Genomic DNA, 13,451 nt, shown 5'->3' on the forward strand with positions numbered 1-13,451 from the left:
CCTACTATATAAACCCCGAGGAAACTCGGGGTTTTTCTCTTTATTATGATTATACAAGCTAACAATAAAACCTTAGACTTATCCCGTCCTCATGTAATGGGAATCTTGAATGTGACTCCTGATTCTTTCTCTGATGGTGGGCGTTTCTTAGCTTTAGATAATGCGCTCGCACAAGCAAAGCGAATGATCGAAGCTGGCGTCTCTATCATTGATATTGGTGGTGAATCAACACGCCCAGGTGCTCCAGATGTAGAACTTGAAGAAGAATTACAGCGTGTGATACCTGTTATTGAAGCGATACGAAGTGAACACAATGTTTGGATTTCGATTGATACCAGTAAAGCGGAAGTCATGAAGCAAGCGGCACTTGCTGGCGCTGACATTATTAATGATGTTCGAGCGTTACAAGAACCTGGAGCATTGGAGGTTGCTGCTACACTGGGCTTGCCTATTTGTATCATGCATATGCAAGGGCAACCTCGTACAATGCAGGAAAACCCTACTTATGATAACTTGTTAGAAGATGTTGGTGTGTTTTTACAACAACGAATTGAACAATGTGAGTCAGCAGGGATTCAACGCGAGCAATTAATCTTAGACCCAGGTTTTGGATTTGGTAAAACTCTACAACACAATTATCAAATGCTCGCTAATTTGGAGTCTTTTCATCAGTTTGGTTTGCCTATCCTAGCAGGTATGTCTCGTAAATCCATGTTATTCAAACTATTGGAAAAAACACCCTCTGAATGTGTTGCAGCGAGTATTAGCTGCGCAACTATTGCAGCGTTTAAAGGTGCTCAGATCATACGAGTGCATGACTTTGAAGAGACACTCGACGCGATGAAAATTGTTTCAATGGTTTTAGACAACCATTGATTAGGTATTAGAAGGAATAATCATGTCTCAGAGAAGACGATATTTTGGCACTGATGGCGTGCGAGGTAAAGTTGGTCAATATCCAATTACACCTGATTTTGTTTTAAAGCTCGGGTGGGCAGCGGGAAGAGTCCTCGCTAAGCAAGGCACCAAAAAGGTAATAATAGGTAAAGATACCCGAATTTCCGGTTATATGCTTGAGTCTGCATTAGAGGCGGGTCTTGCTGCTGCTGGTTTAAAAGCAACATTTACCGGTCCGATGCCAACGCCAGCCGTTGCCTATTTAACTCAAACATTTCGTGCTGAGGCTGGAATTGTCATTTCGGCTTCGCATAACCCTTACTATGATAACGGTATCAAATTTTTCTCTTCTGAAGGTACGAAACTACCTGATGAGATAGAGCTCGCTATAGAAGCTGAACTCGATAAAGAAATTGAGTGTGTTGATTCATCTTTATTGGGAAAAGCCAGTCGACTTAACGATGCTGCCGGACGCTATATTGAGTTCTGTAAAAGTACTTTTCCATCAACGTTAAGCCTCCACGGAATGAAAGTTGTTGTTGATTGTGCTCACGGTGCCACTTATCAAATTGCTCCTGCTGTTTTTAAAGAGCTTGGCGCTGAAGTTATTGCTATGGGTGTTGAACCCAATGGCACGAATATCAATGATCAAGTCGGGGCGACGGATGTTAGAGCACTTCAAGCACGTGTTGTTGAGGAAGAGGCTACATTGGGTTTAGCTTTTGATGGTGATGGTGACCGCATTATTATGGTCGACCACTTGGGGAATAAGGTCGATGGTGACCAAATGGCCTACATCATAGCAAGAGATGCTCTCAGACGTGGAGAACTTAAAGGTGGAGTGATTGGCACCTTAATGACTAACTTAGGTATGGAAAACGGCCTAAAACAACTGGGTATTCCATTTGAAAGGGCAGCTGTTGGTGACCGATATGTGATGGAAAAGCTTCTTGAGAAAAACTGGACCATTGGTGCTGAAAATTCAGGTCATATTATCCTACTTGACAAAGTGACCACTGGTGACGCAATTGTCGCAGCTCTCACTGTACTCGCTTCTGTGGTTGATAGCGGTATGTCTTTATATGATCTTTCTCAAGGTATGGTGCTTTATCCTCAAGTATTAGAGAACGTTAGATTTTCTGGAGACTCTAATCCAATTGATGCTGAACTGGTGAAAGCAGAGGTGAGTGCTGCTGAAGCGTTGCTTGGCGATAAAGGTCGCGTACTCTTACGTAAATCAGGTACAGAACCTCTAATAAGAGTAATGGTTGAAGGTGAAGACAGCGATCTTGTTCAGTCTTGCGCAAGTAGGATTGCAGATAAAGTAAGAGCAAGTTTCTAATCTTTTGGTAAAAATGCCATCAGTTTGATTGGCATTTTTATCCATTAGGCGTCACTATCGGCTGGTCGGTACTTTGTGTTATTATTGCTGAGCAATTATAAGTAATGATGAGTTATGCAGAGAAGAGACCTAAATTATTTGGATGAGATGGGCTTTGAATACTATCAGCTTACTCAACCACAAAAAGTATCAAGTCATAGCCCGCATTATTTTTCTTCGCCCGAGAACTGCAAATTACTATTTGTTTCTATCAATGCGCCTAATGGATCGACATTGGTTATGTTTGATAAGGTGATGAACAGTATGGGGCTCACCACTGAAATGTCCTTACATTTACTACCATGTGATCTAAACCGAGTTGATTTGAGCCGAATAGAGTGGATATGGTTTGCCGGATGCTCTCCTAACTTCGATGTTGGATGTAAATTACTGCAAACGCCAGTTCTAGAGGATATCGAAGGCAATAATGCGCAGCGCCGTGCTTTATGGCAGCAAATTTGTTCTTACCAATCATGAATAATACCAGTATTAGACCTTTAGTTGTCAGTGACCTCGATAGAGTTTGGGCCATCGAAAGGAGAGCACATAGCCATCCATGGTCAGAAAATATGATTCGCAATATATCGAGCCGAGGTGCTTGTCATTATGTGCTATGTCACCATGACAAAATCTATGGGTATTTCTACGCTCAGCATATTATGGGTGAAGTCACTTTACTAAATCTCGCTGTGTGTCCTGATTTTCAAGGGCAAGGTTATGGAAATGTGATTATTGATTCTTTTGTTGATGTCTGTGAGGAACTCAACGCAGAGACTGCATGGCTAGAGGTAAGAGAGAGTAATACCAATGCCTTTCAGTTGTACCTGAAGAATGGCTTTAACGAAGTTGATCGTCGATTAAACTACTATCCGACGGAGTCAGGTAAAGAAGACGCTATTATAATGTGTCGTTTTTTCCTTTAGTAACTTTTTGGGTATGAGCCGATGTAAATTATTTACCATTTTTACTAGTAAAAAATGAATGACATACCGCTCGATTTGATTACTACTCGAATGTGATAAAGACTATCATACAAAATCGAGCTGAATTACCGCCACTGCTGCTTTATGTGGGGGTAAATGAAACCAAATAAGAAGAGAATTTGATGACTAACTCCCCTTTTAATGGCGAGGTTTCCAAGCGTAGGACCTTCGCGATTATCTCGCACCCTGATGCGGGTAAAACCACAATTACAGAAAAAGTTCTATTATTCGGACGCGCAATTCAAACGGCTGGAACTGTGAAAGGGCGTGGCTCTGCGCAGCATGCGAAGTCAGATTGGATGGAAATGGAGAAGGAACGTGGTATTTCTGTCACAACCTCAGTTATGCAGTTTCCTTACAATGAATGTCTGGTTAACTTGCTCGATACTCCAGGACATGAAGACTTCTCTGAAGATACTTACCGAACTTTAACTGCCGTGGACTCATGTCTGATGGTTATTGATGCTGCAAAAGGTGTCGAGGATCGCACCCGTAAACTGATGGAAGTAACACGGCTGCGTGATACTCCAATCGTGACTTTTATGAATAAACTTGATCGAGATATTCGTGACCCGATGGAACTGCTTGATGAAGTTGAAAGTGAGCTAAATATGGCTTGCGCTCCAATTTCTTGGCCCATCGGCTGCGGAAAAGAATTTAAAGGTGTCTATCATATTCATCGCGATGAAACTGTTCTCTACAGTACTGGTCAAGGTCATACCATTCAAGATTCGCGTATAATCAAAGGGCTAGATAGTCCAGAGCTGGATGATGCTGTTGGTGCAGAACTGGCGGAACAACTGCGTGAAGAGCTTGAATTAGTCATTGGTGCTTGTCCAGAGTTTGATAAAGAATTATTCCTTGCTGGAGAGTTAACCCCGGTTTATTTCGGAACAGCACTAGGTAACTTCGGTGTTGATCATATGTTAGATGGCCTAACTGAGTGGGCTCCTGCTCCTATGCCTCGTCAAGCGAATGAGCGGCAGGTTGAAGCGGATGAAGACAATTTCTCCGGCTTTGTGTTTAAGATTCAAGCCAACATGGATCCAAAGCATCGCGATAGGATTGCGTTTATGCGTATTGTGTCTGGCACATATAAGCAGGGCATGAAAATGAATCATGTTCGCCTTGGGAAGCAAGTGAACATTTCGGATGCAGTCACTTTCATGGCCGGAGATCGTGCCAGAGCCGAAAATGCTTTTGCTGGTGACATCATTGGTTTGCATAATCACGGTACAATCCAAATTGGAGATACATTTACCCAAGGAGAGCAGCTGAAGTTTTCTGGCATTCCTAATTTTGCTCCTGAGTTGTTCCGACGCATTAGACTCAAAGACCCTCTCAAGCAAAAGCAGTTGCTTAAAGGACTTGTTCAGCTTTCAGAAGAGGGGGCTGTACAGGTATTCCGACCACTGCAAAATAATGATTTAATTGTTGGTGCCGTAGGAGTTTTGCAGTTTGATGTTGTTGTTGCTCGATTAAAAGCTGAATACAATGTCGAGGCAATTTACGAGAGTGTCAATGTTGCTACTGCGCGTTGGGTAGAATGCAGCGATGGTAAGAAACTTGATGATTTTCAGAGAAAAAATCAAGTGAACCTTGCATTAGATGGTGGTGATAATTTGACTTACATCGCGCCGACAATGGTGAATTTAAACTTGGCCAAAGAGCGTTTTCCAGAGGTCGACTTCAGAGCGACCCGAGAACATTAAGATCATGGGTTACCGCTAGTTCTTATTCAAAAACCGCCTTGAAAGGCGGTTTTTAGTTTAGAACATGCCGTTTATCTAGATCTTACTTCTTTTTCTTTTTTACATTTTTCTTGGTTTTTTTGTTACTTTCGGGCTTTTTCTTTTTCTTAAAAGAAGGTTTTTTATGCTTCGGACGGAGTTCTTTGATAAAGCGTTCTTTGATTTCTTCGCTAACGTAGCGAGCGACTCTTTCAATCATGGGTTGATCATGAGCCTCGACTAAGGAGATAGCATTGCCTTTTTTTCCTGCTCTCGCAGTTCGTCCTATGCGGTGGAGATATACATCTGCACTGCGAGGCATGTCATAGTTAATGACATGAGTAACATTGGGAAGATCAATACCTCTTGCTGCAACATCGGTGGCTAGGAGTACGTTCACTGTTCCATCACTAAATCGGCTTATGGCATTATTTCTGCGATCTTGCGGCATTTCACCTTGGATCCATGCACAAGGTATTTCTGCTTTTTCGAGCTCAGAACGTAGGGCAGATAGGCGCTCGCGAGTCTTTAAAAAGACAATAGAACGCTCGGCTTGATTGTTGAGAATAGATTTAAGTAGCTCGAGTTTATGAGCCATATCATCTGCTCTGTGATACCACTGAGCAATTTTCTTACGTTCTCTGCGTGATGGCTCAGCATCAATCATTGCAGGCTCTTTTAATAAGTCAGCAGTAAAACCTTCAACTCCTCTGCCCTCAAGGGTTGCAGAGAACAATAAGGTCTGTTTGCGCCAACGACATTCTGAAGATAGGCGATCAACAGTTGGGGCAAATCCCATATCAAGCATACGGTCTGCTTCATCTAATATAAGCCACTCTATTGCTCTACAATCGAATCGCTCTGCTTCGATGTATTCCATCAGTCGCCCAGGCGTCGCGACGACGATGTCTTGGGTAGTTGCCAATATGTCGGCATGTTCTTGATATTGAACACCACCTGTAATGGTAAAAATATTGAGACGTGTATGTTTTGCAAGAGCACGAGCTTGTTCAGCAACTTGCATTGCTAACTCTCGAGTAGGAGTGAGAATTAAGATTCGAGCTGGTCCTGGCTGTTTACGAGGAAAGTCTTGTAAAAATTGCAGAGCAGGTAAAACAAACGCAGCTGTTTTACCCGTGCCAGTCGGTGCTGATGCTAGGACATCTCGTCCGTCTAGTGCTTGCGGAATAGCTTCAGCTTGAATTTGGGTCGGGCGCTGATAACCCATTTCGTCGATGGCAAGAAGTAGATCTGGGTCTAAATCTAGCTCAGCAAAATTTTTGATCACGATAATCTCTCCACAAACTATTTGTTGTGAGCAATGCAAATTGAAGGTCGCACAGTATAAATGTATTGGTAACTTTGGTCACAGTTTATTTTACATCTTCAAATAAAAGTCTTTAGTGAGAGCAGTAAAATCGTCACTATAATGGTTGTTTTCCCGGATGACTAGTGATGTTACTGATTGATGAGTTGGTTGTTTTTGGATTGATATTAAAAGGCGATTGGACGGCTTGGTATTGGTCGGCTGAACATGACAACTTTCGGATACAAACCAGTTATTTTGGTTAATGAGGTCAAGAAATTCGTGTCCCTCCGTTAATGGAAAAATAAAGTGAGCTTTACCACTAGAAGATAGCAGTGATTGGCATCTGCGTAATAACGATGAGTGATCTAGAGATGTTGTGTGCCTAGCTTTAGCTCTTGAGGGGGTGTTTGAGTGTGGGCCAGTATTAAAGTAAGGCGGGTTACAGATAATGGCATCAAACTGTTTGTTAAAGTGATGAGTTAAAATGTTGGCATGATGAAGAGTGATCCTATTTTTCCATGGTGAAGATGCAATGTTAATTTGAGCGGCTTGGAAGGCATTCTCATCAATGTCGATAGCATCAATAATTAGTTCGTGATTTCGTTGAGCGCACATCAAGCTAAGAAGGCCAGTTCCTGTTCCTATGTCGAGTATAGAGTTTATTCCTTTTACAGGAGCCCAAGCACCGAGTAGAACCCCATCTGTACTTACTGGCATTCCTGAATATCCTCCACGAACAATAAATTGCTTAAATTGGAAGTCTTTAGTTTTGATCATAAAGTATTGTGTTGTTCTATGAATTTATCAATATTGAGTTTCATGGACTAGTCTAGTGCTACTAAATAGTGGTTTATATTGTATGTTATGTTGTTTGTGTGAATTTTTTGTGGTTAATTTATCTTCATTATGATTTTATAGTAGAGATATATTCTGCAAAATAATGTATTTAATAAATTTATATGGTGTTTTTTTGCTGTTACTTGCTACCTTCAAAGGATTTCGTCATTATGCGCGCTTAATTTTGTCTTGTCTCGTTGGACTCGACAGTGAAATACAACATCAAACATCATTATAAGTAAAGGGTCGAAAGTGAACCAGACTTTAAAATTAACAGATATCGTTGCGTTAGGCTTCATGCTTTTTGCGTTCTTTTTAGGAGCAGGAAATATTATTTTCCCTCCTCTTGCTGGTCAACTTGCAGGTGAGAGTCTTCTACCCGCTATGATTGGTTTTCTGTGCACAGCTGTAGGTCTTCCTCTACTAACGATTGTTGCTATTGCCGTCGCAGGTGGCTCTTGGGAACATCTTACCCAAGATCTTCCAAAATTTGTCGCAACCACAATGGCAGTGCTGATCTTCATTATTATCGGTCCAGCTTTTGCTGCGCCACGCACAGGTCTTGTTGCCTACGAAATGGCAGTAAAACCATTTTTTATTGATGCTACGCAATCACACTTAACCATCTTCTCGATCCTCTTTTTCGCGGTTGCAATGTTCTTTTCTTGGTCTCAAGGGCGCCTAATCGATATCATTGGTAAAATCCTTACACCCGTTTTATTTATTGGTTTAATTGTTCTAGCGATAGCAGTATTTGTTGACCCTCAAGGTGAAATTATCGCAGCCCATGGAGAATATATTACCCATCCGCTTCAAAAGGGCTTCTTGGAAGGGTACAACACGATGGACACTTTTGGTTCTCTTATGTTTGGAGTGTTAGTCGTTGATGCACTGCGCCAAAAAGGAATTACAGATCACAAACCAACATCAAAGTATCTGATTAGTGCTGCGTGTATCGCTGCTTTAGGCTTAGCTTTTGTTTATATCTCATTGTTTTATCTTGGCGCGACAAGTAGTGGCGTGGCAGCGGGAGCGGATAATGGTGGAGAGGTTCTGAGTCTTTATGTTCAAGCATTATTTGGTTCATATGGACAGGTGGTTCTGTCAATTATCGTGCTTCTGGCATGTTTAACCACTGCAATCGGATTGATCTCAGCATGCTCGGATTATTTTAGTACTTTAACTCGAATTCCATATAAGTTTTGGGTGGTAATTAATGGTTTGGCGTGTGCAGTGGTAGCCAATGTAGGTTTATCTCAGTTAATTACACTCTCTGTTCCAGTTTTATTCGCCCTGTACCCGGTAGCTATTGCTCTAGTCGTGTTGACTTTTGTTCGCTCCAAATTAAGAAATCCACGTTTTGCATACCAACTCGTTATTGCGGTTTCACTATTATTTGCTTTGATCGATGCCGCGAAAGTAGCTGGCCTAGATGTGTCGAAGTTCAACGTGTTACCTTTGTTTGATATCGGTATGGGCTGGTTGATACCGACAGGCACTGCTATGCTATTAGCCATTTTTATTGGCAATGCTCCACGCCAAGTCATTACTGATTAAAAATTTCCCTCTATCGATAATTATTTCTCCCGAACAGATGTTCGGGAGAGTATTCTATAGCCACTTAAAAAGTCCTGTATATTCTCAATACTTTTAAGTACAATTCTTCGGCTAAAATCTATCCATAAATGTTGAGCAAACATGTTTGAAATCAATCCTATTAAAAATCGTCTTAAGGATGTGTCTGAGCGCACAAATACCTTAAGGGGGTATCTTTGACTACGATGCTAAGCAAGAACGCTTGGAAGAAGTTAACGCAGAGCTCGAACAACCCGATGTTTGGAATGAACCAGAGCGAGCCCAAGCCTTAGGTAAAGAGCGTTCATCCCTAGAAGCGGTAGTTGAAACAATCGACCAGCTAAACCAAGGTGTTGAGGATGTTGAAGGACTTCTAGAGCTTGCTGTCGAAGAAGAAGATCAAGAGACCTTTGACGAAATTGAACCTGAACTTATCGAATTGGAATTTAAGTTAGAGAAGCTGGAATTTCGTCGGATGTTTTCTGGTGATCATGATTCATCAGACTGTTACATTGATTTGCAATCTGGCTCAGGGGGAACTGAGGCACAAGACTGGACTTCTATGTTGCTTCGTATGTACCTACGTTGGGCTGAGGCTAAGGGATTTAAGACAGAAGTTATTGAAGTCTCAGAAGGTGAAGTAGCCGGACTTAAAGGAGCGACGATAAAAATCTCTGGTGAGTACGCTTATGGTTGGTTACGTACCGAAACGGGCGTGCATCGTTTAGTGCGTAAATCTCCGTTTGACTCCAGTGGTCGGCGCCATACATCATTTGCTTCTGCGTTTATCTACCCCGAGATTGATGACAACATACAGATTGATATTAATCCCGCAGACCTTAGAATTGATGTTTATAGAGCTTCTGGAGCGGGTGGTCAGCACGTCAACACGACAGAGTCAGCCGTTCGAATTACTCACGTTCCGACCAATACCGTGGTTCAATGCCAAAACGATCGATCGCAGCATAAAAATAAAGATCAGGCAATGAAGCAGTTACGTGCGAAGTTATTTGAGCTTGAAATTCAGAAACAAAATGCTGAAAAACAAGCAAATGAAGATGCAAAATCAGATATTGGTTGGGGGAGTCAAATACGTTCATATGTATTAGACGATTCTAGAATTAAAGATTTACGCACCGGGATTGAGAATCGTAATACTCAAGCAGTTCTCGATGGCGATCTCGATAAGTTTATCGAAGCCAGCCTGAAGTCAGGTCTTTAAACTTTTTACCAAATAGAGAGAAACAGGATACATCTAAAATGACTGATGCTGTTCAAAACCAAAATCAACAAGAAGAAAATAAGCTTATTGCAGAGCGTCGCGGTAAATTAGATCACATCCGTCAGGCTTGCAAAGCAAATGGTCATCCAAATGACTTTCGTCGCGAAAACCTAGCTGGGGATCTACAGGCTGAGTTCGGCGATAAAAGCAAAGAAGAACTCGAAGAGTTAAATCATATTGTTGCTATTGCTGGGCGTATTATGGCCAAGCGAGGCCCATTTTTAGCGATTCAAGAAACGTCTGGCCGCATTCAAGCATATGCGGCAAAAGATGTACAAAAAGAGCTGAAGGAAAAATATCAGGGTCTAGACATCGGAGATATTATCGGTGTTAAAGGTGCTTTGCATAAATCAGGCAAAGGTGATCTCTATGTCAACATGGAGTCATATGAGTTGTTGACGAAAGCGCTTCGTCCATTGCCTGAAAAGTTCCACGGGCTAACGGATCAAGAAATGCGTTATCGTCAGCGCTATGTGGATTTGATCGTTAATCAAGACTCTCGTGAAGCATTTATTGTTCGCTCTAAGCTAGTTGCAGCCATCCGTAATTTTATGAGTTCAAAAGGTTACTTGGAAGTTGAGACACCGATGATGCATGTTATCCCAGGTGGAGCGACAGCTAGGCCATTTATCACGCATCATAATGCGCTAGATATCGACATGTATCTCAGAGTTGCCCCCGAGCTTTATCTGAAACGCTTGGTTGTTGGTGGATTTGACCGTGTATTTGAAATAAACCGTAACTTCCGCAACGAGGGGTTGTCCCCAAGACATAATCCAGAATTCACTATGATGGAGTTTTATCAAGCTTATTCGGATTATAAAGATCTTATGGATTTAACTGAAGAAATGTTAAGTTCCGTTGCTCTTGAGGTTCTCGGTTCGACTTCCATGCCATATGGTGATGAAACGGTAGAGTTCGGCGGCAAGTATGCTCGAATGAGCATGTTTGAAGCAATTAAACACTACAATCCAGAGCATCGAGAAATTCAGGCGTTGACTGAGTCTGATCTGCAAGATCGAGAAAAGATGGTGTCTATAGCTAAGTCCGTTCATGTTGAGGTTGAGTCTTTTTGGACATGCGGACAGTTACTAGAGGAAATATTCGGTGAAACGGCGGAACCCCAGTTGATACAGCCCACGTTTATTACTGGTTATCCTGCAGATATATCACCATTAGCGAGACGTAGTGATGATAATCCATTCTTTACTGACCGTTTTGAATTCTTTATCGGTGGTCGAGAGGTTGCTAATGGCTTCTCTGAGTTGAATGACGCAGAGGATCAAGACGCTCGTTTCAAAGCACAAGTTCAAGCAAAAGATGCAGGGGACGATGAAGCGATGTACTACGATGCCGACTATATTACGGCCTTAGAACATGGCTTGCCACCAACAGCAGGGCAGGGAATTGGTATTGATCGCTTAGCGATGCTTTTCACAAATACACACACTATTAGGGACGTCATTCTATTTCCAGCAATGCGTCCTCAGAGCTGATATTTGCGTAATAAGTCAGACAGACCACCTTAAAGGTGGTCTTTTTTTGTCTAAAAATCACCTAATACAGTACAATGCTCTGCAAGTCCTTAAATTTAATACTAGTTTTTTCAAATCTAAGTGCACGAAAACATTAGAAATATGGCTTAATTATGGAATTAACTACTCAAAAAGTATGGAAAAATAGCCATTCAAGGCTTAATCTTACTTTTGAGACAGATTATCTTGGCGAGTCTCTATAATGTAACGACATGATGACTGTGTCTATCACAGTGAATAGAGTTATTTACATTATCAATATAAGGAACCAGCTTGATGGGTAGTCAATTCCGAATGGACTCCGTTCCCGGGTCTTTGGTTGTCGTAGGCGGCACCTATGAACCTTGGCTTTCAGTCCTTGAACAAGTTGGCTGGAAGTGTACCCAATGTGGAGATCTTCGCTTAGCAGATGATCTATTTACCGATACCGGCCCTTGCATCGGCATTGTTGATTTAAGTCATGATGAGTTTAGTCTCAATGGAATCGCCAATCTTGTTAGTAAGCACAAGCATGTACGTTGGCTTGCCTTTATACGAGAATCACAATTGAGTTCTGATACAATCTGTCAGTTCATTGTGAACTTTTGTATTGATTTTTTTACAGCCCCCATACCCGATACTCAATTGCTGAGCACCATCGGACACCAATTGGGGATGCTTAAATTAGAGAAAAAAGTGTGGCCACATTTTGGTAACCAAAGTGACATGGGAATTATCGGTGATTCAATACCGGTAAAGCGACTAAGAGATCAAATCAAACGTATTGGGCCAACAGACGTAAGTATACTTATCTTCGGTGAGAGTGGAACCGGAAAAGAGAGTGTTGCACGTGCTGTACATCGTACTTCATCAAGGGCGAATAAAGAATTCATCTCTGTAAACTGTCGGGCAATGTCTGAATTTCAGGTCGAGGCGGAGCTATTTGGACTTCATCAGTCTGATGAGGAGCATCTCTCTATATTGGAGCGCGCAGATGGGGGGACAATTCTCCTCAATGATATCCTCACACTTCCTAAAGCACAGCAGTGTAATTTACTTAAATTCCTTCAGGATGGGACGGTAAATACAGCTAATGGTCGAAAAGAGGTGGATGTAAGGGTTCTGGCTGCAAACTCTGCGGATATAGAGAAAGCCCTCATAGACGGAAACTTTAACGAAGAGCTTTATCATTATATTAACGTGTTACGGATAAGCGTTCCGTCTTTGAAAGAAAGAGCTGGCGATATTTCTATCCTTGCACGTCATTTTCTTCAGGAATACTCAAAAGAATACAATGCGCAAGCTCGGAGTTTTACCAAAGAAGCCCTGCAAACATTAACTCGGTATCATTGGCCAGGCAACGTCCGTGAACTTATGCACCAAGTTCAAAGAGTCGTTTTAATGTCAGATACTGTCATGTTGACCGAAATGGAATTAGATTTACCTAAACAAAGTGATAGTCGACGGAGTCTAAAGAGTATCCGGGAACGCAGCGAGAGAGACGCGCTTCTCCTCGTGCTAGAATCACATTCCGGACAAGTCTCTATGGCAGCAAAAGAGTTAGGGATTTCGCGGGCCACAATGTATCGTTTGCTTAATAAGCACAATATCATATCGGATATTTCGGCATAATTAAGTTCTTCTATTTTTGAGCAGGGATCGCTTTATCTTTAGAGGTTTTATAAGTAAATCATCAATTTTGGTCATATGAGTATACTCAAGTAATCTCAATATGCTAGGTTCAGCAAGACAACTAGCTCTTTAGTAACGTGCATTTTTGAAGTCAATTGAGTATATAAATATGACCTTCTATTTCTTACACGGTAATAATTTTCATTGATATTTATTGATCTTTACAATGAGAAGATTACAATAGATTGGATTTCAAAAAATCAATTCTACAACATCAGATTAATTATTATTTAGGAGGTATTTATGATTAT

General features: G+C 41.6%; 11 protein-coding genes. 9 read left to right on the plus strand and 2 right to left on the minus strand.

The window, feature by feature from the left end; all coding sequences use genetic code 11:
• Nucleotides 1-45 precede the first annotated feature (45 nt).
• The 5 genes from folP (at nucleotide 46) to prfC (ending at nucleotide 4,973) form a co-directional block, all read left to right on the plus strand.
• Entirely contained in the window at nucleotides 46-876 is an 831-nt protein-coding gene (gene folP, locus RH40_RS13760; RefSeq protein WP_009602176.1) for a dihydropteroate synthase, read from the plus strand.
• Between the two features lie 22 nt (nucleotides 877-898).
• The gene (gene glmM / locus RH40_RS13765; RefSeq protein ID WP_009602177.1) at nucleotides 899-2,239 is read left to right on the plus strand and encodes a phosphoglucosamine mutase; all 1,341 of its coding nucleotides are present in this window, start codon (nucleotides 899-901) and stop codon (nucleotides 2,237-2,239) included.
• Between the two features lie 114 nt (nucleotides 2,240-2,353).
• The gene (locus RH40_RS13770; RefSeq protein WP_009602178.1) at nucleotides 2,354-2,755 is read left to right on the plus strand and encodes a DNA polymerase III subunit psi; all 402 of its coding nucleotides are present in this window, start codon (nucleotides 2,354-2,356) and stop codon (nucleotides 2,753-2,755) included.
• Nucleotides 2,752-3,201: a ribosomal protein S18-alanine N-acetyltransferase gene (gene rimI / locus RH40_RS13775; protein ID WP_009602179.1), complete on the plus strand. Its 450-nt coding sequence runs from the start codon at nucleotides 2,752-2,754 to the stop codon at nucleotides 3,199-3,201. The genes RH40_RS13770 and rimI overlap by 4 nt, the downstream gene beginning before the upstream one ends.
• 182 nt (nucleotides 3,202-3,383) lie before the next feature.
• A complete protein-coding gene (prfC, locus tag RH40_RS13780; protein ID WP_009602180.1) occupies nucleotides 3,384-4,973 on the plus strand; it encodes a peptide chain release factor 3 in 1,590 nt (529 codons plus the stop codon).
• Nucleotides 4,974-5,055: 82 nt separating this feature from the next.
• On the opposite strand, the gene srmB is transcribed toward prfC, so the two are convergent.
• Nucleotides 5,056-6,279, minus strand: a complete 1,224-nt coding sequence (srmB, locus tag RH40_RS13785; protein WP_009602181.1) for an ATP-dependent RNA helicase SrmB — start codon at nucleotides 6,277-6,279, stop codon at nucleotides 5,056-5,058.
• A 90-nt stretch (nucleotides 6,280-6,369) separates the two neighbouring features.
• Entirely contained in the window at nucleotides 6,370-7,077 is a 708-nt protein-coding gene (locus RH40_RS13790) for a tRNA1(Val) (adenine(37)-N6)-methyltransferase (RefSeq protein ID WP_009602182.1), read from the minus strand.
• Between the two features lie 312 nt (nucleotides 7,078-7,389).
• On the opposite strand from RH40_RS13790, the gene brnQ reads away from it, so the two are divergent.
• The 4 genes from brnQ (at nucleotide 7,390) to vpsR (ending at nucleotide 13,140) form a co-directional block, all read left to right on the plus strand.
• A complete protein-coding gene (gene brnQ / locus RH40_RS13795) occupies nucleotides 7,390-8,694 on the plus strand; it encodes a branched-chain amino acid transport system II carrier protein (protein ID WP_009602183.1) in 1,305 nt (434 codons plus the stop codon).
• A gap of 141 nt (nucleotides 8,695-8,835) precedes the next feature.
• Nucleotides 8,836-9,934, plus strand: a protein-coding gene (prfB, locus tag RH40_RS13800; protein ID WP_139056891.1) for a peptide chain release factor 2 whose coding sequence is annotated in 2 segments (ribosomal slippage) — nucleotides 8,836-8,910 and nucleotides 8,912-9,934 — 1,098 coding nt in all. Because the reading frame shifts where the segments join, the coding sequence is not laid out codon by codon here.
• 38 nt (nucleotides 9,935-9,972) lie between these two features.
• On the plus strand, nucleotides 9,973-11,490 hold the full coding sequence (gene lysS / locus RH40_RS13805; protein ID WP_009602185.1) for a lysine--tRNA ligase: 1,518 nt from the start codon (nucleotides 9,973-9,975) through the stop codon (nucleotides 11,488-11,490).
• Between the two features lie 315 nt (nucleotides 11,491-11,805).
• On the plus strand, nucleotides 11,806-13,140 hold the full coding sequence (gene vpsR, locus RH40_RS13810) for a cyclic-di-GMP-binding transcriptional regulator VpsR (protein ID WP_009602186.1): 1,335 nt from the start codon (nucleotides 11,806-11,808) through the stop codon (nucleotides 13,138-13,140).
• The last annotated feature ends 311 nt before the right edge of the window (nucleotides 13,141-13,451 follow it).

The organism is Vibrio caribbeanicus ATCC BAA-2122 (genome assembly GCF_000165125.1).
Lineage (GTDB): Bacteria > Pseudomonadota > Gammaproteobacteria > Enterobacterales > Vibrionaceae > Vibrio > Vibrio caribbeanicus.